The 21,845-nt window shown below is 58.2% G+C and carries 13 protein-coding genes; 6 read left to right on the plus strand and 7 right to left on the minus strand.

The window, feature by feature from the left end; translation table 11 throughout:
- Positions 1-69: 69 nt before the first annotated feature.
- The 4 genes from ligA to CKW31_RS21255 form a co-directional block, all read right to left on the minus strand.
- On the minus strand, positions 70-2,433 hold the full coding sequence (gene ligA, locus CKW31_RS21240; RefSeq protein WP_095099630.1) for an NAD-dependent DNA ligase LigA: 2,364 nt from the start codon (positions 2,431-2,433) through the stop codon (positions 70-72).
- 166 nt (positions 2,434-2,599) lie between these two features.
- On the minus strand, positions 2,600-3,439 hold the full coding sequence (gene zipA, locus CKW31_RS21245; RefSeq protein WP_095099632.1) for a cell division protein ZipA: 840 nt from the start codon (positions 3,437-3,439) through the stop codon (positions 2,600-2,602).
- A gap of 249 nt (positions 3,440-3,688) precedes the next feature.
- Positions 3,689-7,177, minus strand: a complete 3,489-nt coding sequence (smc, locus tag CKW31_RS21250; protein ID WP_095099635.1) for a chromosome segregation protein SMC — start codon at positions 7,175-7,177, stop codon at positions 3,689-3,691.
- Positions 7,178-7,181: 4 nt separating this feature from the next.
- Positions 7,182-7,841, minus strand: coding sequence for a GntR family transcriptional regulator (locus tag CKW31_RS21255; protein WP_095099637.1), 660 nt, complete (start codon positions 7,839-7,841; stop codon positions 7,182-7,184).
- A 450-nt stretch (positions 7,842-8,291) separates the two neighbouring features.
- On the opposite strand from CKW31_RS21255, the gene xdhA reads away from it, so the two are divergent.
- From xdhA to guaD, 4 genes are all read left to right on the plus strand, one after another.
- Positions 8,292-9,746: a xanthine dehydrogenase small subunit gene (xdhA, locus tag CKW31_RS21260; protein ID WP_095099640.1), complete on the plus strand. Its 1,455-nt coding sequence runs from the start codon at positions 8,292-8,294 to the stop codon at positions 9,744-9,746.
- Positions 9,739-12,219: a xanthine dehydrogenase molybdopterin binding subunit gene (gene xdhB / locus CKW31_RS21265; protein WP_256582684.1), complete on the plus strand. Its 2,481-nt coding sequence runs from the start codon at positions 9,739-9,741 to the stop codon at positions 12,217-12,219. Before xdhA ends, xdhB begins: the two co-directional genes overlap by 8 nt.
- Entirely contained in the window at positions 12,216-13,049 is an 834-nt protein-coding gene (gene xdhC, locus CKW31_RS21270) for a xanthine dehydrogenase accessory protein XdhC (RefSeq protein ID WP_095099643.1), read from the plus strand. Before xdhB ends, xdhC begins: the two co-directional genes overlap by 4 nt.
- Positions 13,050-13,199: 150 nt before the next feature.
- Complete coding sequence (gene guaD, locus CKW31_RS21275; protein WP_095099646.1) at positions 13,200-14,504, plus strand: guanine deaminase; 1,305 nt, start codon at positions 13,200-13,202, stop codon at positions 14,502-14,504.
- A gap of 204 nt (positions 14,505-14,708) precedes the next feature.
- On the opposite strand, the gene CKW31_RS21280 is transcribed toward guaD, so the two are convergent.
- The 3 genes from CKW31_RS21280 to uraH all read right to left on the minus strand — a co-directional run bounded on the left by CKW31_RS21280 (position 14,709) and on the right by uraH (position 20,039).
- The gene (locus tag CKW31_RS21280) at positions 14,709-15,455 is read right to left on the minus strand and encodes a GntR family transcriptional regulator (RefSeq protein ID WP_095099652.1); all 747 of its coding nucleotides are present in this window, start codon (positions 15,453-15,455) and stop codon (positions 14,709-14,711) included.
- Between the two features lie 57 nt (positions 15,456-15,512).
- Complete coding sequence (locus CKW31_RS21285; protein ID WP_141230172.1) at positions 15,513-19,580, minus strand: dermonecrotic toxin domain-containing protein; 4,068 nt, start codon at positions 19,578-19,580, stop codon at positions 15,513-15,515.
- A 105-nt stretch (positions 19,581-19,685) separates the two neighbouring features.
- Complete coding sequence (uraH, locus tag CKW31_RS21290) at positions 19,686-20,039, minus strand: hydroxyisourate hydrolase (protein WP_095099657.1); 354 nt, start codon at positions 20,037-20,039, stop codon at positions 19,686-19,688.
- Positions 20,040-20,375: 336 nt separating this feature from the next.
- On the opposite strand from uraH, the gene puuE reads away from it, so the two are divergent.
- Together puuE and uraD are read left to right on the plus strand one after the other, a co-directional pair.
- Complete coding sequence (puuE, locus tag CKW31_RS21295) at positions 20,376-21,305, plus strand: allantoinase PuuE (RefSeq protein ID WP_095099659.1); 930 nt, start codon at positions 20,376-20,378, stop codon at positions 21,303-21,305.
- Positions 21,302-21,817: a 2-oxo-4-hydroxy-4-carboxy-5-ureidoimidazoline decarboxylase gene (uraD, locus tag CKW31_RS21300; protein WP_095099662.1), complete on the plus strand. Its 516-nt coding sequence runs from the start codon at positions 21,302-21,304 to the stop codon at positions 21,815-21,817. Before puuE ends, uraD begins: the two co-directional genes overlap by 4 nt.
- Positions 21,818-21,845: the final 28 nt, after the last annotated feature.

Consider the following 21,845-nt stretch of genomic DNA (forward strand, 5'->3'; position numbering starts at 1 on the left):
CCCACGACATTTCTCGATTATCGGGATCACAACTGCCTCCTGTAAAAAACACAGTCAGCACGAGGCCCTTTAATCCACCGCAATACCATGTTTGCCCAGGAAAGCCACGAACGCCTCTTCATCCAGCACTTTCAAACCCAGCTCGTTGGCCTTGGTCAGCTTTGACCCCGCCCCCGGTCCGGCAACCACGGTATGGGTTTTGGCCGATACCGAGCCAGATACCTTGGCACCCAGGCTTTCCAGTTTTTCCTTGGCGACGTCGCGGCTCATCAGCTCCAGCGAACCGGTCAACACCCAGGTCTGCCCCGCCAAAGGCAGGCCTTCGACGACTTTTTTCTCGCTCTGCCAATGCATGCCGAAGTCTTTCAACTGGGCTTCGATGGCCAGCCCGCGTTCGGCGTTTTCCGGTTTGTCGAAAAACTCACGCACCGCCTTGGCCTGTTTCTCGGGCAGGGCCTGACGCATGTCCAGCCAGTCAGCCTTGATGATGCCTTCCAGCGAGCCAAACTTGTCGGCGAGCTTCTGTGCGGCACCGGGGCCCACCGACGGGATGTTCAGCTTGTCGACCATGCCACCCAGCGTCGCGCTGGCGGCGAACTCTGCGCCCAGCTCACCCTCGTCCTGCAATTGCAGGCCGCGCTCGTTCAGCAGCGCGTCAATCACGTTCTGGTTGTGCGCGTCTTCAAAGAAGCTGTGGATCTCATGGGCTACTTCCAGACCGACATCTGGCAAATAAGTCAGCACTTCAGGCAACGCCTGCTTGACCCGCTCCAGCGACGCCAGCGAGCGAGCCAGTACCTTCGCGGTCTCCTCGCCCACATCGGGGATGCCCAACGCATAGATAAAGCGCGCCAGCGTGGGTTGCTTGCTGTCTTCGATGGCTTTGAGCAGCTTTTTGCTGGAGATTTCCGCGAAGCCCTCCAGGTCGACGATTTGCTCGAAGGTCAGTGCATAAAGATCAGCCGGAGAACCGATCAGCTTCTCGTCCACCAGTTGTTCGATGGTTTTGTCGCCCAGACCTTCGATATCCATGGCCCGTCGCGAAACGTAATGGATGATCGCCTGCTTGAGTTGCGCACCGCAGGCCAGTCGACCCACACAACGGTAAACCGCGCCTTCGCTGACGGTTTCCTTGCCTTTACTACGCTTGATAAGTTGCGTGCGCTCAACGTGCGAGCCGCACACCGGACAGGTTTGCGGAATTTCCACCGCACGGGCGTTTTCCGGGCGGCGCTCAACCACCACCTGCACCACTTGCGGAATCACATCGCCTGCACGGCGGATGATCACAGTGTCGCCAATCATGAGGCCCAGCCGTGCAACTTCATCCATATTGTGCAAGGTCGCGTTGGCGACCGTCACACCTGCTACTTTCACGGGTTTCAGACGCGCCACCGGCGTAACAGCCCCGGTGCGACCGACCTGAAACTCGACGTCGAGCAGTTCAGTCAGCTCTTCCATGGCAGGGAATTTATGAGCGATCGCCCAGCGCGGCTCACGGGCGCGAAAACCGAGCTCGCGTTGCGCCGCCAGATCGTTGACCTTGAACACCACGCCGTCGATTTCGTAGGTCAGGGCCAGACGCCGCTCGCCGATGTCGCGGTAATACTCCAGGCATTCTTCAATGCCATCTGCCAGTTTCAGTTCGCGACTGACCGGCATGCCCCATTCCTTGAGCTGGTTCAGGTTGCCGATATGGGTGTCGGATATTTCCGCAGACACCTGACCCAGACCATACGCACAGAATTCCAGCGGACGGTTGGCGGTGATCTTCGAATCCAACTGACGCAGGCTGCCCGCTGCCGCATTGCGCGGGTTGGCGAAAGTCTTGCCACCGATTTCCGCCTGGCTCGCATTGAGTCGCTCGAAGCCCGCCTTGGACATGAACACTTCACCGCGTACTTCCAGCACTTCAGGCCAGCCCGTGCCATGCAGCTTGAGCGGGATGTTACGCACGGTGCGCACATTGACGCTGATGTCTTCACCGGTGGTGCCGTCACCACGTGTGGCGCCCCGAACCAGCGCGCCGTCGCGGTATAACAGGCTGACCGCAAGGCCATCGAGCTTGGGTTCGCAGCTGTACTGCACTTTCGCGCCGGTACCGAGCAAATCGCCAGCAGGCAGGTCCAGTCCTTCGGTTACGCGGCGGTCGAATTCACGCATGTCGACTTCTTCGAACGCGTTACCCAGACTGAGCATCGGTACTTCGTGACGCACTTGAGTGAACGCCGACAGCGCTGCACTACCGACCCGCTGTGTGGGCGAATCAGGGGTGACCAGGTGAGGGTTTTCCGCTTCAAGCGCTTTGAGTTCGTGGAACAGCCGGTCGTACTCGGCATCCGGAATGCTCGGCTCGTCGAGAACGTGATAGCGGTAGTTGTGCTGGTCCAGTTCGGCACGCAGCTCAAGGATTCGGGTTTCGGCGGCTTTCATGCGGTGTTCTCTTCAAAAGCAAAAGAGCAGCCTAGGCTGCTCAGATGTTGGTGCTCTGTTGGTTCGACCGTAGGAGCGCGCTTGCCCGCGATAAGGGCCGAAGGACCTTCGTTGCCTGACAACCGCCATCGCGGGCAAGCGCGCTCCTACAGTTACAGGTTTGGCTTCAACGACGCTGAGTCAAGGCGCGGCGTTCGAATTCGACGATGCGTTGACGGTAGTGCTCGATGGTCTGCGCGGTCATGACGCTGCGCTGGTCATCCTTGAGTTCGCCGTTGAGTTCATGAGCCAGCTTGCGAGCAGCGGCAACCATGACGTCAAAAGCCTGCTTCGGATGACGCGGACCCGGCAAGCCGAGGAAGAAACTCACGGCACGGGTGCTGAAATGATCGATGTCATCCAGATCAAATACCCCAGGCTTGACCGCATTGGCCATGGAGAACAGCACTTCACCGTTGCCTGCCATGCTTTCGTGGCGATGGAAAATATCCATTTCACCGAAACGCAGACCGCTCTCCAAGATGTTCTGCAACAACGCAGGGCCTTTGAAGCCACTTTCGTCACGGCAGATAACACTGATAACCAGCACTTCCTCTACCGGCGGCAGATCCTTGTCTTCGGTAATGCGCTGAGCGGGCTTGTCGTCTTCGAAGGCATCGTCGCGCCCGGTGAACAGGCTCGGGCCGTCCATGTCCAGATTGAGATCGCCTTGCTGCGGCTCATCCTTGCGTTTGTTATTGCGCTTGCTCTGACGCGGCGTCGCGCTCATCGACGGCAGGTCTTCCTCGTCGAGCTGCGGCTCTTTATGCGTGTCGAGCACTCGCGGTGGGCCCAGCACCTCAGCGGAGGACGTTTCATCGTCGTCCGGCAGGTTCGAGAAGCTGCGGTCCAGCCTGAATTTCAATTTCCCCTTGCTGCCGCGCATACGGCGCCAGCCATCAAAAAGAATACCGGCAATGACAATTATGCCGATGACGATCAGCCACTCGCGCAGACCGATTTCCATGTAATCCAGTGCCTCTAGTGAAGAATGCTTGAAATAAGGGCCTAAACCCCTTTAAAACGTGGTGCCAAGTCTCTGTTCTGACTGGCAATTTGCCCACGCGAAAAGAAAAAGTGGACATTAAACTAGCACGACCAAAGGTAACTTTACACCGTCTGTTACATCTGGTTGGTGCGCAAAGCGATATCTACCGCACAGAGTTGTTCACGCAGGCCATTAAATGGCCATTTCTACCGTGCGGAACAGGCCTTACTAGGCATCGACCAGCGCCATCGCCTCCTCCACATCCACCGCCACAAGTCGCGAACAACCCGGTTCATGCATGGTGACACCCATCAATTGATCGGCCATTTCCATGGCGATCTTGTTGTGGGTGATGTAAATGAATTGCACAGTCTGCGACATCTCCTTGACCAGTCGCGCGTAGCGTCCAACGTTGGCATCGTCCAGCGGTGCATCCACTTCGTCGAGCATGCAGAACGGTGCAGGATTGAGCTTGAAAATGGCGAAAACCAACGCCAACGCAGTCAAGGCTTTCTCGCCACCGGACAGCAAATGGATCGTGCTGTTTTTCTTCCCCGGCGGGCGCGCCATGATTGTTACCCCTGTATCGAGTAAATCTTCGCCCGTCAGTTCCAAATAAGCTGAGCCTCCACCGAAAACTTTTGGAAAAAGTGCCTGAATTCCACTATTTATCTGATCGAAGGTCTCTTTGAAGCGATTTCGCGTCTCCTTGTCGATCTTGCGGATGACGTTTTCGAGGGTTTCCAGTGCTTCAACCAGATCAGCATTCTGGGCGTCCAGATAGCGCTTGCGTTCGGACTGCTGCTGATACTCATCGATGGCCGCAAGGTTGATCGCGCCCAGTCGCTGAATGCGTCCGGCAATGCGCTCCAGTTCTTCTTCGGCATCCTTTTCGTTGGCCTCTGCGGTCAGGGTCGCCAACACGCCTTGCAGGTCGTAACCGTCTTCCAGCAACTGATCCTGCAAGGTAGTACGCCGCACCGTGAGGGATTGCCACTCCATCCGCTGCTGTTCCAGTTGACCACGCAACAGTTGTGATTGCTGCTCGGCCTGGGTTCTGCGCTTCTCGGCGTCGCGCAATTCGCGATCGGCGTCTTCCAGAGCATTCTTGGCGGTACGCATTTCATCGTCCACCGCCATGCGCCGTTCAAGTAATTCTTCAAGTTTCAGGCGCAGCTCTTCCAGCGGAGCTTCGCCCTCCTCCAGATTCAGATCGAGCTGTTCACGCTTTTCGGTCAGCCGCTCGGACTGCATTTCCAGACGCTCAAGGGCCTGCCGTGTGGAATCGTGCTGAGCCTTGAGCGAGCCGAGGCGCACGGCCAGTTGGTGGGCGTGATCCTTGTGCTGACGGGCTTCCTGACGCACACGGTCGAGGTGTTCGCGCAGGCTGTCGCGCTGGGCTTGAAGCAATTCACGCTGTTCAGTGTCCAGCGCCATGGTATCCAGCGCATCCTGCAGTTGCAGGCGTGATTCGCCCAGATGCTCGTGCTCGATGGCGCGTTGCTCGCCTAGCTCTGCGAGTTCTTCCTCAAGTCGAGTACGTCGCAAGGTGAGCTGTTCGACCTTGACCCTGGCGGCAGACAATTGCGCCCGGAGCTCGCTTTGCTCACGGGTTTCATCCTGCACCCGACGCCGCAGCTCTTCCCGGGCCTCTTCCTTATTCGATTGCTGTTCGCGCAGCATCAACAGTTGCTCTTCAAGCGTGGCCAGTGTGGCTTCACGCTCATCGCGCTCCAGCCCCAGACGCTGCAACTCCTGCCCACGGGCCAGCACGCCGCTTTGCGCTTCACTGGCGCGGCGCACCCGCAGAAAATGCCGCCCCACCCAATAACCGTCGCGACTGATCAGGCTTTGCCCCGTCGCCAGTTGACCGCGCTGGGCCAGCGCTTCGTCGAGGGTTTCCACCGGACGCACCTGGCCCAGCCAACTGGCAAGGTCCATGGCACTGTCGACTTTATCCAGCAGACTGCCGGGGATTCGCGCAGCCTCGGCGCTAGTACTGACCAGCCGCAAATCGCCCTGCTGGAAACCCGCAAGATCAAGTCCGCCGAAGTCATCAACCAGCACGGCCTGCAGGTCAGCACCCAGCACGGTTTCCACCGCCAGCTCCCAACCCGGCTCAACCCGCAGGCCTTCAGCCAGCCGTGGTTGCTCAGCCAGATCATGATCGCGCAGCCATTCGGCGGTACCGGTGTCGGGATCAAGCGCAGCCTGCTGCAACGCTTCAAGGGATGCTAAACGACCGTTAAGCCGCTGCAATTCGCCTTGCGCCTGTTGCTGCGCCTGATTGGCCTGTTGCAGCTCGTTGCGCAACTGCTCAAGCCGCTCGACAGCTTGTTCTTCGCCGATATGCAACTCTTCCAGGGTCATTTCCCGGGTAGCAAGATCTTCGTCCAGTTGCAGGATCGCCGCGTCTTCCGGATCGGCTTTGAGCAACTGTAATTCTTCGCCCAGACGTCGCTGCCGCTCGGCCAGTCGCTCCAGGCTGTTTTCCAGTTGCTGGATGCGCGACTGCTGAACTTCCGCCTGCCGCCGCGGTTCGGCGGATCGCAAATTGAAGCTGTCCCACTTTTCCTGCCAGCCATGCATCGCGCTTTCAGCGTCTTCCAGCGAGGCAGCGGATTCCTCGGCTGCCGCGCTAGTCATTTCCTGCTCGGGTTCGAGCATTTCCAGCTCTTCGCCCAATGTCGCCAGCAGCGTGCGGTCATGGCCCAGATGGGATTCGGTTTCCTGGCGGGCGCGCTCGGCTTCACGCAGGTCGTCCTGCAATTGGCGCAGACGCTGCTGACCGTGCTGGATACTTTGTTCGACGCGAGCAATGTCACCGCCCACGGAATAGAAGCGGCCCTGAACCAGATTGAAGCGCTCGGACAGATCGTGGTGGCCGTCACGAAGACGCTCGATACTGGCATCAGCATTGCGCTGCTCGGCGACCAATGCCTCGAAACCGACCTCCTGATTGCCGATCACCGCTTCGCGCTGACCCACCTGCTCGTTCAACGCCTGCCAGCGCAACGCCGACAACTGCGCCTTGAGCTGTCGCTCTTCGGCTTTGTATTCCTGATACTTCTCGGCGGCCTGAGCCTGACGATGCAAGCGTTCCAGCTGACGCTCCAGCTCTTCGCGAAGGTCGGTCAGGCGCGCAAGATTCTCGTGGGTACGACGAATCCGGTTTTCAGTCTCGCGACGGCGCTCCTTGTACTTGGAGATGCCGGCCGCTTCCTCGATGAAATTACGCAAGTCTTCGGGCTTGGCTTCGATCAGCTTGGAGATCATTCCCTGCTCGATGATCGAATAGCTGCGTGGGCCCAGACCGGTGCCGAGGAAAATATCGGTGATGTCCCGCCGACGGCATTTGGTGCCGTTCAGGTAATAGGTGTTCTGACTGTCGCGGGTGACCTTGCGGCGAATGGAAATCTCCGCGTAGGCGGCGTATTCGCCCACCAGCGTGCCGTCAGAGTTATCAAACACCAGCTCGATGCTGGCCTGACTGACGGGCTTGCGGCTGGTTGAGCCATTGAAGATGACGTCGGTCATCGACTCGCCGCGCAGGTTCTTGGCCGAGCTTTCGCCCATGACCCAGCGCACGGCGTCAATAATGTTGGATTTGCCGCAGCCGTTAGGGCCGACGACCGCCGCCATGTTACTGGGGAAGTTCACCGTAGTGGGGTCGACGAAGGATTTGAACCCCGCCAGCTTGATGCACTTCAGCCGCATGGGTTCAGCCCGCTTCCAGAGCCGAAAGCACCAGCTGACAGCTGCGTTGCCCGTAATCGGTCAATACGCTGCGGACCCGGGTGGTATCCCGGGCTATCACTGCTTCGAGCAGTTGCTCGAACAGGGTCAGATAGTCACGCATCTCAGCCTTGCGCTGATCGAGCGCCAGATAATAGGTGCGGCTCATGGACGGTTGCAGGTTATCCACGGTTTCCTGCAGGTAAGGGTTATCGGCAAAGGGATAAGCCGCGCGCATCACGCTGAAGCTTTCTTCTACGAAGGCCTTTACGTCCTGACGCTCGTAACTGGCCATCAGCCGCTGCTGGATTTGCAGGAAGGTCGCCAGATCGCTTTGCTGCTGCCACTTCTCGGCGACCGCAATGCCCAGCAACACATACAATTCAGTCATCAGCGTGCACAGGCTCTGCACGTTATGTGCGTTTAGCACCGTGACCTGGGCACCGCGACGCGGCAGGATCGCCACCAGATGACGGCGTTCGAGAATCAGCAATGCTTCGCGCACCGAGCCACGGCTGACGTTCAACGCCTGCGTGACTTTTTGTTCCTGAATGCGCTCAGCGGGCTTGAGTTCGCCCCGAATGATGCGCTCGGCAAGGTGGTGAGCAATTTGCTCGGCGAGGCTGTCCGGAGCCTTGAACGTCATGTCTTTCCCAAATGCTGGTGATAACCAAGCGGCGCAGTGTATCCCAAGCAAGGCCTATGGCGCAGGGCCATACCGATGGAAACTGGCACGAATTAAGCAAAACTTTCAACATATCGTGTCAGTTCGTCGCACTGGCAGCCCGCTGATAGCCTGTGACCGATCTAAAAACGACACTTCCTGACCTAAGAGTCAGAAACAAATTGACCGAGAAGTCAGACCTGATAAATTCGGGCTTACAGACCGTGTGAAAACGTAGCGAGCGACGGCAAGACAAGGCAAAAACAGGCGAAAAACGGCCGGGGTCGCGTCCGACTCTAGTGTTCTAAATGAGCATTTTTCGCCTGTTTTTAACGCAGTATTGTGCGCGTAGCACCGAAGGTGCCCAGCCTGCAGTAGTTTTCACGCGGTCTGTCGTGTTCGATGACCAGAAAAACGCGTAGAGGACCTGCCGTGATCCAATTTCTCTTGAACAATGAGCTACGCACCGAACATAGCCTGGACCCCAATCTGACGGTTCTCAACTATCTGCGCGAACATCTGCACAAGTCGGGCACCAAAGAAGGCTGTGCCAGCGGTGACTGCGGCGCCTGCACGGTGGTGGTCGGTGAACTTGAAAGCGATTCACGGGGTGAAGACAGCCTGCGTTATCGCAGCCTCAATTCGTGCCTGACCTTTGTGGCTTCATTGCATGGCAAGCAGTTGATCAGCGTGGAAGACCTCAAGCATCAAGGCAAACTGCACAGCGTTCAACAGGCCATGGTCGATTGCCACGGCTCGCAATGCGGATTCTGCACTCCCGGTTTTGTCATGTCGTTATTCGCCCTGCAAAAGAACAGCGCACAGCCCGACAGTCACAAAACCCACGAAGCGCTGGCGGGTAACCTCTGCCGCTGCACCGGCTATCGGCCCATCCTCGATGCAGCCGAACAATCATGCAGCAAGCGTCAGCCGGACCAGTTCGACGAACGCAAAGCACAGACCATCGCTCGCCTGCGCAGTATTACGCCGACGCAAACCGGGGAACTGAATGACGGCGACAAGCGCTGTCTGGTACCGCAGACCGTCGCCGACCTGGCGCAATTGTATGAAGCCAACCCGCAGGCGCGGTTGCTGGCTGGCGGTACCGATCTGGCGCTTGAAGTCACCCAGTTCCATCGCCCGCTGCCGGTGATGATTTATGTCGGCAATGTCGCCGAGCTGAAGCGCATCGAGTATTTCGATGATCGACTGGAAATCGGCGCTGCGACACCACTGACCGATTGCTACGCTGCCTTGAGTGCCGAGTACCCGGACTTCGGCGAACTGCTGCAGCGGTTTGCCTCGTTACAGATCCGCAATCAGGGCACGCTGGGCGGCAATATCGGCAACGCCTCGCCGATTGGCGATTCCCCTCCTCTGCTGATCGCCCTGGGTGCGCAAATCGTACTGCGCAAAGGCGACACTCGCCGTACCCTGGCACTTGAGGACTACTTCATTGATTACCGGGTAACGGCGCGGCAGGAAAGCGAGTTCATCGAAACCATTGTCGTGCCAAAAGCCAAGGCGCAGCAGGCGTTCCGCGCTTATAAAGTGTCGAAGCGGCTGGATGACGATATTTCCGCGGTATGCGCGGCGTTCAATCTGCATGTCGAGAATGGCAGCATCGTTGATGCACGGGTTGCTTACGGGGGGATGGCGGCAATTCCCAAGCGCGCCGCCGCCTGCGAGCGGGCATTGATCGGTTCGCCATGGACATCTGCCACAGTGGAAGCTGCCTGCGGGGCACTGGCCGAAGATTTCACCCCCCTGTCGGACTTCCGCGCCAGCAAGGAATATCGCCTGCTCAGCGCGCAAAACCTGCTGCGCAAATGCTTCATCGAACTGCAAACGCCCACCGTCCAGACGCGGGTGACGGCTTATGTCTAATCATTCAGGCATCAAGTCACAGGCGGAAATGATCGCCCTGTTTCAGCAGGACCTGACCACCGGTGTTGGCCGCAGCGTCAAGCACGACAGCGCCGACAAACATGTATCCGGCGAAGCGGTGTATATCGATGACCGCCTGGAATTTCCCAATCAACTGCATGTGTATGCGCGCCTGTCAGACCGCGCTCATGCACGGATCATCAGCGTTGATACCGCCCCATGCTACGCCTTTGATGGCGTGCGGATTGTCATCACTCACGAAGACATCCCCGGCCTGAAAGACATCGGTCCGCTGCTGCCCGGCGATCCATTGCTGGCCATCGACAAAGTGGAGTTCGTCGGCCAGCCGGTGCTCGCCGTTGCTGCTCGCAGCCTCGATATCGCTCGTCAGGCGGCCATGGCCGCGGTGATTGAATACGAAGATCTGGAGCCGGTGCTGGATGTGGTCCAAGCGTTGCGCGACAAGCACTTCGTGCTCGACAGCCATACGCACAAGCGCGGTGATAGCGCCGCTGCGCTGGACGCTGCCCGGCATCGTCTTCAGGGCAATCTGCACATCGGTGGTCAGGAACACTTCTATCTGGAGACCCAGATATCCTCGGTGATGCCCACCGAAGATGGCGGCATGATCGTCTACTGCTCGACCCAGAACCCCACTGAGATACAGAAACTGGTCGCCGAAGTGCTGGACGTTTCGATGAACAAAATTGTCGTCGACATGCGTCGCATGGGCGGAGGTTTTGGCGGCAAGGAAACCCAGGCAGCGAGTCCTGCGTGCCTGTGTGCCGTAATCGCGCGCCTGACCGGGCAGCCCACCAAAATGCGCCTGCCCCGCGTCGAAGACATGCTGATGACCGGCAAGCGCCATCCGTTCTACATTGAGTACGACGTGGGTTTCGATGAAGATGGCCGTCTGCACGGCATTCAGCTGGATCTGGCGGGCAATTGTGGTTATTCGCCCGATCTGTCTGCGTCAATTGTCGACCGGGCGATGTTTCATGCCGACAACTCGTATTACCTGGGCGAAGCCACGATCAACGGCCATCGCTGCAAGACCAACACCGCATCCAATACCGCGTACCGAGGCTTCGGCGGCCCGCAAGGCATGGTCGCCATTGAAGAGGTCATGGATTCAATCGCCCGCTATCTGGGCAAGGATCCACTGGCGGTGCGCAAGGCCAATTACTATGGCAAGACCGACCGCAACGTCACTCATTACTACCAGACCGTGGAGCACAACCTGCTGGAAGAAATGACTGCCGAGCTGGAAGAAAGCAGTCAATACCACGAGCGGCGCGAGGCTATTCGGGCGTTCAACGCCAGCAGCCCGATTCTGAAAAAAGGCCTGGCGCTGACCCCGGTCAAGTTCGGCATTTCCTTTACCGCCAGTTTTCTCAATCAGGCCGGCGCGCTGATCCATATTTATACCGATGGCAGTATCCATCTGAACCACGGCGGCACAGAGATGGGTCAGGGCTTGAACGTCAAAGTCGCGCAAGTCGTGGCCGAAGTGTTTCAGGTCGATATCGATCGGATTCAGATCACTGCAACCAACACCGACAAAGTGCCCAACACTTCGCCGACTGCGGCTTCCAGCGGCACGGATTTGAATGGCAAGGCGGCGCAGAACGCGGCGGAAATACTCAAACAGCGTCTGGTGGAATTTGCTGCCAAACACTTCAAGGTTGAAGAAACGGACGTGGAGTTTCGCAACGGCCACATTCGCGCTGGCGAGCAGATGGTGTCATTCCAGTCCCTGGCGCAGTTGGCGTGGATGGGGCAGGTTTCGCTGTCCAGCACCGGTTATTACAAGACGCCGAAAATCTTCTATGACCGCAGTCAGGCGCGGGGCCGACCGTTTTACTACTTCGCCTTTGGCGCGGCTTGCAGCGAAGTGATCGTCGACACCCTGACCGGCGAATACAAGATGCTGCGCACGGATATCCTGCACGACGTCGGCGCATCGCTGAACCCGGCCATCGATATTGGCCAGGTCGAAGGTGGCTACATTCAGGGCATGGGCTGGCTGACCACTGAAGAACTGGTCTGGAATGACAAAGGCAAACTGATGACCAACGGCCCGGCGGGCTACAAGATCCCCGCGGTCGCAGATATGCCTTTGGATTTGCGCGTCAAGCTGGTGGAGAACCGCAAAAACCCGGAAGACACTGTGTTTCATTCCAAAGCCGTGGGAGAGCCGCCGTTCATGCTTGGCATCTCGGCCTGGTGTGCGATCAAGGATGCAGTGGCCAGTCTGGCCGACTATCGCCATCAACCAAAGATCGATGCGCCCGCGACGCCGGAACGGGTGTTGTGGGGGTGTGAGCAGATGCGTAAGACCGAGTCGCCAATATCGCGGGCAAGCACCGCTCCCACAGGGGACCGCGATCCAATGTGGGAGCGGCCGGGGTCGCGCTCGACCTTGCCCGCGATGGGAGCGGTGAAGATCGCAAGCCCGGAGATCAAAAAATGAACTGGATAAGCGCCCTCGCCGACCTGCAAACCCAGGGTGAAGCCTGCGTGCTGGTGACCATCATCGAAGAGCTGGGTTCGACGCCGCGCAATGCCGGTTCGAAGATGGTGGTCAGTGCCGAACGGATCTTCGACACCATTGGTGGCGGGCATCTGGAATACAAGGCCATGGAAATCGCCCGGGAAATGCTCGCATGCGGCAGCCAGAACACTCGACTGGAGCGCTTCAGCCTCGGCGCGAGCCTGGGCCAATGCTGTGGCGGCGTGAATGTGCTGCTGTTCGAGCCCATGGGCCAACCTCAGGCACACATCACCGTGTTCGGCGCCGGTCACGTGGGCCGAGCACTGGTTCCTTTATTGGCCAGTCTGCCCTGCCGGGTGCGCTGGATCGATTCCCGTGAGCAGGAATTTCCCGCGCAGATCCCCAGCGGCGTGCGCAAGATCGTCGCCGAAGACCCACTGGACGAAATCGATGAGTTGCCCAAAGGCAGTTATTGCATTGTCATGACCCATAACCATCAATTGGACCTGGAACTGACCGCAGCGATTCTCAAGCGCGGCGACTTTGCCTACTTCGGTGTGATCGGCTCGAAAACCAAACGAGTCAAATTCGAGCATCGGTTGCGTGATCGCGGTTTTGATCCGGCACTGTTGCAGCGCATGCGCTGTCCGATGGGGCTGAGCGAGGTCAAAGGCAAGTTGCCTGTCGAGATTGCGGTATCGATTGCCGCTGAAGTCATCGCTACCTACAACGTCAACTTCGGGCAGCACAGCGCCAGCGCCGAACCTGTTGCCAAACTGCTGCCGGTGTCACGGCGCAGTCAGGTGTAACAAACATGTTTCCTGTAGGAGCTCACGAGCACCGCGAGGCAGCGATAGCGTTCTGTCTGATACACCGCCATCGCGGCCTCGCGGTGCTCGTGCGCTCCTACAGAAAAATATTCCAATTTAGATCGCTGCGTTTTGTTTGACAGGACCTATATGAATCCAAGTAAAAAAGCCTACCGAGCCGCCATCCTGCACAGCATTGGCGACCCGGCTGAAGTCGGCATCGAAGCGTCATACGAGTACTTCGCTGACGGCCTGATGCTGGTTGAAGACGGCAAGATTGTCGCCCTTGGCCACGCAGCCGAACTGCTGCACACCCTCGACGCCGATGTCGACGTGAGCGAGTACAAGGACGCATTGATCACGCCGGGCTTTATCGATACCCACATTCATTTGCCCCAAACCGGCATGATCGGCTCGTATGGAGAGCGCCTGCTGGACTGGCTCAACACCTATACTTTCCCCTGCGAAAAGCAGTTTGCTGATCCGGTGCATGCAGCCGAGGTCGCGGACATTTTCCTCAAGGAATTGCTGCGCAACGGCACCACCACTGCGCTGGTGTTCGGCAGCGTACACAAGGAGTCAGTCGAGGCGTTCTTTCAAGCAGCAGAAAAGCTCAACCTGCGGATGATCGCCGGCAAGGTGATGATGGATCGCAATGCACCGGACTATCTCACCGATACGGCAGAATCGGGCTACGCCGACAGCAAGGCGCTGATCGAACGCTGGCACGGCAAGGGCCGCCTCCACTACGCAGTCACGCCACGTTTTGCGCCGACCAGCACCCCGGAGCAGCTCACACTGGCAGGGCAACTGCTGGCCGAATATCCCGACGTGTACATGCAGACTCACATCAGTGAGAACGTCGAGGAGGTGCAGTGGGTCAAGGCGCTGTTCCCGGAACGCAGCGGTTATCTGGACGTGTACGACCACTTCAAACTGCTGGGCGAACGCTCGATATTTGCCCACGGCGTACACCTCTGCGACACCGAATGCGCGCGGCTTGCCGAGACCGGTTCAGCCATCGCTTTCTGTCCGACGTCGAACCTGTTTCTGGGCAGCGGTCTGTTCAATCTGCCCATGGCTGAAAAGCACAAGGTTAACGTCGGCGTCGGTACTGACGTGGGCGGTGGCACCAGCTTCTCGATCCTGCAAACCCTTAATGAAGCCTACAAAGTCATGCAGATGCAGGGTGCGAAACTGAGCCCTTTCAAGTCGCTGTACCTGGCGACGTTGGGCGGCGCTCGGGCGTTGCGCCTCGATGACCGCATTGGCAGTTTGCAGGTAGGTAATGAAGCCGATTTTCTGGTGCTGGACTACCACGCCACGCCGCTGCTGTCGTACCGCCTGAAACAAGCCAAGGACATTGCCGAGACGTTGTTTGTGCTGATGACACTGGGGGATGACCGAACGGTGCTGGAGACGTATTCGGCTGGGGGCTTGGTGCACAACAGATAAGGCTGACCTGACGCAAACCCTTTTGGGTGGGTCTATGTTCACTCACAAGCAGACGTGGGACCGGCTTTAGCCGGGAAAGCTATCTGCCAGACGACATAGATGCAGCGGCTGTACCGACCTCTTCCCGGCTGAAGCCGGTCCCACGTCAGTGACTCCTGTGGGAGCTGGGCAAAGCCAAGCTCCCACAGACAGACGCAGCACTGTTCAACCTTTCTTACTACCCACCATCACATGCGAAAACACCGCGTGCAGATCACCCGAGGCACTGTCGTGGTCAAGGCTGAGTTTGCTGTCGATGTGATCCATGTGATGCATCATCAGCTCTACCGCACGCTTTGCATCACGCGCTTCGATGGCGTCGATCAACTGGCTGTGTTCGTCCCATGAACAGTGCGTGCGATTGCCGCTTTCATACTGGGCGATGATCAGCGAGGTCTGCGAGACCAGACTGCGCTGAAAGCTGATCAGCGGGGTGTTCTTTGCCGTCACCGCCAACTGCAGGTGAAACTCGCCAGACAAGCGAATGCCTGCACCGCGATCACCTCTGGCAAAGCTCTCTCGCTCGTCGCTGACCATCTGCCGCAAGGCCGCCAGTTGCTGGGCTGTCGCGTGCTCGACCGCCAATTCAGTGATGGCTTTCTCCACCAGCCGACGTGCGAAAAACACCTGACGGGCCTCTTCGATACTCGGGCTGGCGACCACTGCGCCACGATTGGGCCGCAGTAAAACGACCCCTTCGTGACCGAGACGCGAAAGCGCCCGACGAATGATGGTGCGGCTAACGCCGAAAATCTCACCCAACGCCTCCTCACTCAGCTTGGTACCAGGCGCAAGACGCTGTTCGAGAATAGCCTCGAAGATGTGCGCATAGACAACATCGTCCTGCGTACCACTGCGCACTGTTTTTTCAATGCGTGGCGGCTTCTTGAGGGGTTGCAACGGTTCGTTCATGCGCGCTCGTGGCAGTCGACGATAAAAGTCAGCGCATTGTACACAGCGCAAGTGTGATCAAACGAGGGAGACCTCATCAGGCAAGCGGATCACAAACACCTGCATGCCACTGCTCGCCTGACTGCCGATATTGGTGCCGCCCACCAACTTGATGATTTTGCCTTGCTGCCGGGCTTGCTCCAACAGTTGGGCAATAGGCTGACCAACGTAGCTGTCTATCAGAGGAATCACTAAACCATCGCCAAGCGAGGGATGCTGGAACGCTCCGGTGGGGGGCGTCACGATCGTTGAATCCTGGGCGCGACGAACATACAGCAGATAGATTTCATCTTGACCGACACGCCGGAAAGCGATGAAGTCACGCCCGCCGCTTCTCAATAAATTGTGAAGGATCTCGTAACCATTGCGCTCAAGCACATCGGCCATTAATCCCCTGAGCCCGCTGACGCCACCCCCGGGCCCCGATTCTGAAACCGACCGCATCAGCCATTGCGTCGTCACTGGATTGTCAGTTGCAAAATCCAGGCGCTCAAAGGTGTGCAGCGAACTCTCATAACTGATATTCCACCGCAACCGAACACCCGCTTCACTGTGCGGATATGCGTTGTTTAGCATCAGCAACGGATCGTTCAACCGGGCAAGAGGTGCCAACTCTCCGGCACGCCAGGCATTGAGCGTTGCTTTGATATTGATCAGGCGAGTAGCAGTCATGGTCGAGGTCGACATGTCGGCCATCTCGAACAGCTTCTGCGCCAGGATCGCATTCGATGTGCCAGTGAAACCAGCGCGCGCCTCAGCGATGTAAGTCTCGATTGTCCGGTTGAACAGCGGGCCCTCCACTTTCCAGAAGCCCGTAGACGGCTGGTATTGGGCCATCAGCGGTTGTTCGTAGGGATTGCGCCGAATGGTTTCGCTGAGTTCGGCAAAGTTGCGGCATGGCGCATGGTCGCCGGGGTTACGGATGAAGACGGTATTGGTCCGACGCTGCCCGCCGGGAGGCAGTATTTCGTAAAACTTTTGCCCGATGCGAATCACGTCGTAATTCTGGGTAAAGTCGAGCCTGTAAATCGGCGGATTGAAACTGACCTGATCCAGCGTGGTGAGATCAGCCAATGGTTTATCCCAGTTCTGCCATGCATCAGCGCTGGCCGCTGGCCGGGATGGCCCTGCCACCGGTTGCGAAGGACGACGGTCCGGCTCGACCTGCGGCGAGTCAGGCTCCTTGCGTTTTATTGGCGCAGGCGCTGTGTGGGGCGCTGGCGGGCGGCGATATTGCTCGGCCCAGTCAGGCAGCGACCGGGTCTTGCGGTAATGTTCGGCGAGCAGTAACTCCATGCGCTGCTGTTGATCGGCGGGAAACTCGAATTGATCAAGCAGTTCGCGAGCCTGCTTGCGCTTGAAGGCGCTGTTGCCATGGCCTTCAACCAACAGCACCTCGGCAATCATCGAACGTCCTCCACCCTTGAGGCCGACATCGCTGTGGTAAACCCATTCTCCCCCGACTTGTCGCACAGGCGCTTCGTAGCCATGCGTAGCGTTTTTCTTCAGACGCAATGTCTGCTCGCCCGGACGTCGGTAGACCCTGTAAGCCTTGCCCTGACGATAGATAAACAGTTCACCGTCTTTCAGCCAGGTACCAGAGTTGCGCCCCGTCTGAGGTATCGCGTCCAGCAGTGACAAGTTGGTCTCATAACCCGCGAAGTTCTTGATGACGTAGGAGCGACGGGACATCGAGGGTAGCGGTCGGGTCAGCCCTGCGGCCTGTCGGAGCCGGGTTGCCCGGCGCGCCACCAGCGCCACTGCCCCGACAGCGGCACCCACGGGGATCACCGAAAGCAGTACGTCCAGCACGCAGACCAAAGTACTTCCCGCCAGCAAGAGCCCTTCGTCGAGCCGGCCTTCATGAAGCGCCTTCGCTGACGCATGGCCGTCACTCCAGCCATCCTGCACGCTGAACAGCACGCCCAGCCCCGGTATGAATGAGACCACCCCTCGGAAGAACAGCAGGTACAGCGCATTTCGGCGCTGGTTGCCCTCCCCCTTGAGATCGTGATTACTGCGCGCTACCTGCCGAGATTGCTCGTAGAGCACATCCTCGCGTACATGCAGTTGCTGTTCGCTCATCAGCAGATCAAGCGCGGGCGAAACACCGATAAAGCCGTCAAAGCCTCGGCGCATTGCTTCATTGATGTAGCTCACCGCAGCAGCTTGCTCGTCGATGTTTTCAACACGGGAAGCCAGCCAGACAACCCGCGCAGGCAGACGCCGCAAGCTGCTGATCAGACGGTCGCGGGCATCCTGCACACTGTTGGCCTCGATCACGCATTCGCCATCGGGCACCTGTGGCAGATATATCAGCACCTTGCCACTGGCCCGGTGCTCGATGACGCTCAATCCATGCAATGTTCGGCTACTGCGCTCACCCGACACCGACTGGCCGGGTTTGAATATCAGTCGACTCATATGCACGCCGGCGCGGCCAAGCTCAGCGGTGGACCGCGCGCGCGCAGCTTGCGTCAGAAGGGTATAGCCGGCCTCACTCAGTTGCCTGCGCTGCCGGGCGCAAAAACCTCCGAGGATGATTTCGAGCTCATAAGCTTTGAGCATCAATTCAGCGTCGCTGGCCAACGCGGGAAATCGAAGACGAAACACCGAGCGCAGAAGGGTTCGGTATTGCCGGGCGATATCCAGTTGCGGAATCATCCGGAGCAGATAATCGCCATCTACACGTTGCAGGTCCGGTAACTGTGGCGACGGTGGATAGGAGACTCTCATCATCAGGGTCATACTCGCCCTGGTCTCCCCATTGCTGGCATCGAAATTCTTCCGGGCCAGCTCTGACAAGCTCGACAACACCCTGGCCTCACTGGCTTTCCAGGGTTTGTAATGGCGAGCACTGCCGAACTGCGGATCGATATCGACGTCTCTGTGAACGCTTTTCGGCAAGTCGATCACGAGTTGATCAGGGTCTATATCGAGACCCAGATCCAGCTTGATCCGAGCCTTCAGACACTGCGCAGTAAAGGTTTCAAATGACGGCAGTTTTGCCGCAAGATGCGCTTCCAATCGGACCGCGGCGGCATGAAACGCCACCAGCTTCTGCGCATATTCCCGGCGCACTTCAAGAGAAGCGCCGAGCAACCAGGCAGGCAGTTGCATCGCTAACTCGGCTGTTCGTTGCTGTTCGGCAATCAGGTCAATGGCACACTCACGGGTTTCATCCACTGCCACGCTGAGATTATGCGCCAGCTCGCGGTGGAGCCTGAGCAGGGTGTCCCGTTGAGTTGTGGCGTCATCGAACAGACGGGCCTGCGCATGAACGGCGAGCGTCGCCGCGGCAAAGGCCTTGAGCTGGGTTTGCACGCCATGCAGGATCGGCTGAATGGTGATCACCCGAGTGACAAGCTCGATCGGCGCAGTCATAGCCGACTGGCGTTCGGTTGAACTAACGTGCAACCAAAGACTGGTTTCACTGCCCGTTTGCAGAGTGAACACCAACTGTCGCTTCAAATCCCTTAGCGAGGCAAATTTCTGCAGGCCTGCGTCGCGGCCCGGCACATACAGCAAGGCGGGTTCGTCCAGCGCCGGAGTCTTCAAAGACTGTTCAGTGGTGACAATCATGGCGCCATTGAAAACCATCGGCATGTCCGGATCGCCGATTCCGACATCCAGATACAGCACGTCATCCTCAGGCTCGTCAGCCAGGCCCAGCGCAAAGTGCAGCCGCTGCAAATCAGACGAATTCAGCGAGCCTTCGCAGTGTTGCAACTGCGCCAGGGCCAGCAGTCCGCTCTGACGTTGCGCAACCAATTGCAGTGTGTGCGCCTCGAGGACCGAGCTGTCGAGAGGCTCGCCGCGATCATCAAGAAAATCAACAAGGGCGCTGGTCGTCTGGGCTGCCGCATGCAGTCGGCTACGCCAGCTTTGATAAGTGGTCAGCGCATCGAGCTGGTCGCAGGCTTCGCCGACATGGTTCAGGATCCGCTGCAGATGCTCGGCAATCCGGCTCTGATTCAGGCTGTCGGGAAAAGTCAGTGGCAAGCTGTTGAATACCACCAGGTCACACGTGCGGCCAATCCATGCGTCATCAGCTACGGGGGTAGAAGGGGTTTGTGATTCATTCACGGGATCAAGCTCCATCGATCAAAGTCAATGGAGCTTGATGAAGCGCGGGCCGAAAAAGTGACTACATAGTTATTGGCAGCGTGAATGCCGCAGATAGAAGAGCGATCAACTGCCGCGATAGGTTGAATAACTGTAAGGCGAGATCAGCAGCGGCACGTGATAGTGCTCCTGACCCGCATCAATTCCGAAACGCAACACCACCACGTCGAGAAAAGCAGGCTCTGGTAACGCCACACCGCGGGCGCGGTAGTAATCACCGGCATGAAATTGCAGTTGATAGACCCCTGAGCGGTAGTCCTCACCGTGTAGCAAGGGCGCATCGCAGCGGCCATCGTGGTTGGTCTGTGCAGAGGCGACCAGCACCTGGCTTGCGCCCTCGATCCGATACAGTTCGATCTTGATGGAGCTGCCGGGACAACCGTGGGCAGCGTCCAGCACATGCGTCGTCAATTTACCCATTTGGAATCTGCCCCATGCTGAAATCTGAAAGCCACACGCCGCACCATTTGGGTGCTGGCGAGCATTGAAGAACGCAGAATTAAGACACCTTAACGAAAACCTGTACACAATTAAAAAGACTTCTCAAACCCCACCCTGAGCCCTCGTCCGCTGAAGCCCCGATCAATCGGGAAGCGCGGAATTAATTAGAGTTTTTCGCAATTACCTGACTACTTAGGCAAGTTTCTTGCAAATGTTTTACAAGCAGTCTGGATAAAAAACGAGGTGACAAAGTGAAAGCCGCTTTGTATACAATCCAGCCATCGCACCGTCCCACAATCCATAAGGAAGACTGCAGTGAGCGCTGACTACCCTCGCGACCTGATCGGTTACGGCAGCAACCCGCCCCATCCCCGCTGGCCGGGTAATGCGCGTATTGCACTGTCCTTCGTGCTTAATTACGAGGAAGGCGGCGAGCGCAATATCCTGCACGGCGATAAGGAGTCCGAAGCGTTCCTGTCCGAGATGGTCTCTGCTCAACCGCTGCAGGGCGAGCGTAACATGAGCATGGAGTCGCTTTATGAATACGGCAGCCGCGCTGGCGTGTGGCGCATCCTCAAGCTGTTCAAGCAATTCGATATCCCGCTGACGATCTTTGCCGTGGCCATGGCAGCCCAGCGTCATCCGGATGTGATCCGCGCCATGGTTGCAGACGGTCACGAGATTTGCAGCCACGGTTATCGCTGGATCGACTATCAGTACATGGATGAAGCCAAGGAACGCGAGCACATGCTCAAGGCGATCCGCATCCTCACCGAAATCACCGGCGAACGTCCACTGGGCTGGTACACCGGACGCACCGGGCCCAATACCCGGCGCCTGGTGATGGAGGAAGGCGGCTTTCTCTACGACTGCGACACCTATGACGACGACCTGCCCTACTGGGAGCCCAACAACCCGACCGGCAAGGCTCATCTGGTGATTCCCTACACGCTGGACACCAACGACATGCGCTTCACTCAGGTGCAGGGTTTCAACAACGGCGATCAGTTTTTCCAGTACCTCAAAGACGCTTTCGACGTGCTGTATGCCGAAGGTGCAGACGCGCCCAAAATGCTTTCCATCGGTTTGCATTGCCGCCTGATCGGTCGCCCGGCACGTCTGGCGTCACTCAAGCGTTTTATCGAATACGCCAAAAGCCACGAGCAGGTCTGGTTCACCCGTCGGGTCGACATCGCCCGCCACTGGCACGCAGAACATCCATACCAGCCGGAGACTGCGCTGTGAGTCATTTCACGTCCCTGAAGCCGTCGACGCTGAGCCGCGATGAGTTCGTTGCCGCCTTTGCTGATATCTACGAACATTCGCCATGGGTCGCAGCCGCGGCTTACGACCAGGGCTCGATCGACGAGCTGGACGATATCGAGACACTGCATTCGCGAATGAGCAAGATCCTGCTGGGCGCCGATCATGAGCAGCAGCTCGCGCTGATCAACGCGCACCCGGATCTCGCCGGTAAAGCGGCGGTGCAAGGGCAACTGACCGAAGCCAGCACCAGCGAACAGGCCGGGGCCGGTATTCACCAGTGCACGCCTCAAGAGTTTCAACGCTTTACCGAACTCAACGACGCTTACAAAGCCCGATTCGCCTTCCCGTTCATCATGGCAGTCAAAGGCAGTAACCGGCACCAGATCCTCGCAGCCTTTGAGACCCGCATCGATAATACGGTGGACGCCGAATTCGCCTGCGCCCTGGCCGAGATCAACAAGATTGCCCTGTTTCGTTTGCAAGCCCTCTAACCGCCCTACCCAGGCCACTGATCAAAAG

This window comes from Pseudomonas sp. Irchel 3A5 (genome assembly GCF_900187575.1).
GTDB lineage: Bacteria > Pseudomonadota > Gammaproteobacteria > Pseudomonadales > Pseudomonadaceae > Aquipseudomonas > Aquipseudomonas folii.

Bases quoted from the DNA above. Each gene is read 5' to 3' on its own strand.
- uraH (WP_095099657.1), bottom strand. From the start codon at position 20,039: ATGGGTAAATTGACGACGCATGTGCTGGACGCTGCCCACGGTTGTCCC.
- CKW31_RS21255 (WP_095099637.1), bottom strand. From the start codon at position 7,841: ATGACGTTCAAGGCTCCGGACAGCCTCGCCGAGCAAATTGCTCACCAC.
- zipA (WP_095099632.1), bottom strand. From the start codon at position 3,439: ATGGAAATCGGTCTGCGCGAGTGGCTGATCGTCATCGGCATAATTGTC.
- smc (WP_095099635.1), bottom strand. From the start codon at position 7,177: ATGCGGCTGAAGTGCATCAAGCTGGCGGGGTTCAAATCCTTCGTCGAC.
- xdhB (WP_256582684.1), top strand. From the start codon at position 9,739: ATGTCTAATCATTCAGGCATCAAGTCACAGGCGGAAATGATCGCCCTG.
- xdhC (WP_095099643.1), top strand. From the start codon at position 12,216: ATGAACTGGATAAGCGCCCTCGCCGACCTGCAAACCCAGGGTGAAGCC.
- ligA (WP_095099630.1), bottom strand. From the start codon at position 2,433: ATGAAAGCCGCCGAAACCCGAATCCTTGAGCTGCGTGCCGAACTGGAC.
- guaD (WP_095099646.1), top strand. From the start codon at position 13,200: ATGAATCCAAGTAAAAAAGCCTACCGAGCCGCCATCCTGCACAGCATT.
- CKW31_RS21280 (WP_095099652.1), bottom strand. From the start codon at position 15,455: ATGAACGAACCGTTGCAACCCCTCAAGAAGCCGCCACGCATTGAAAAA.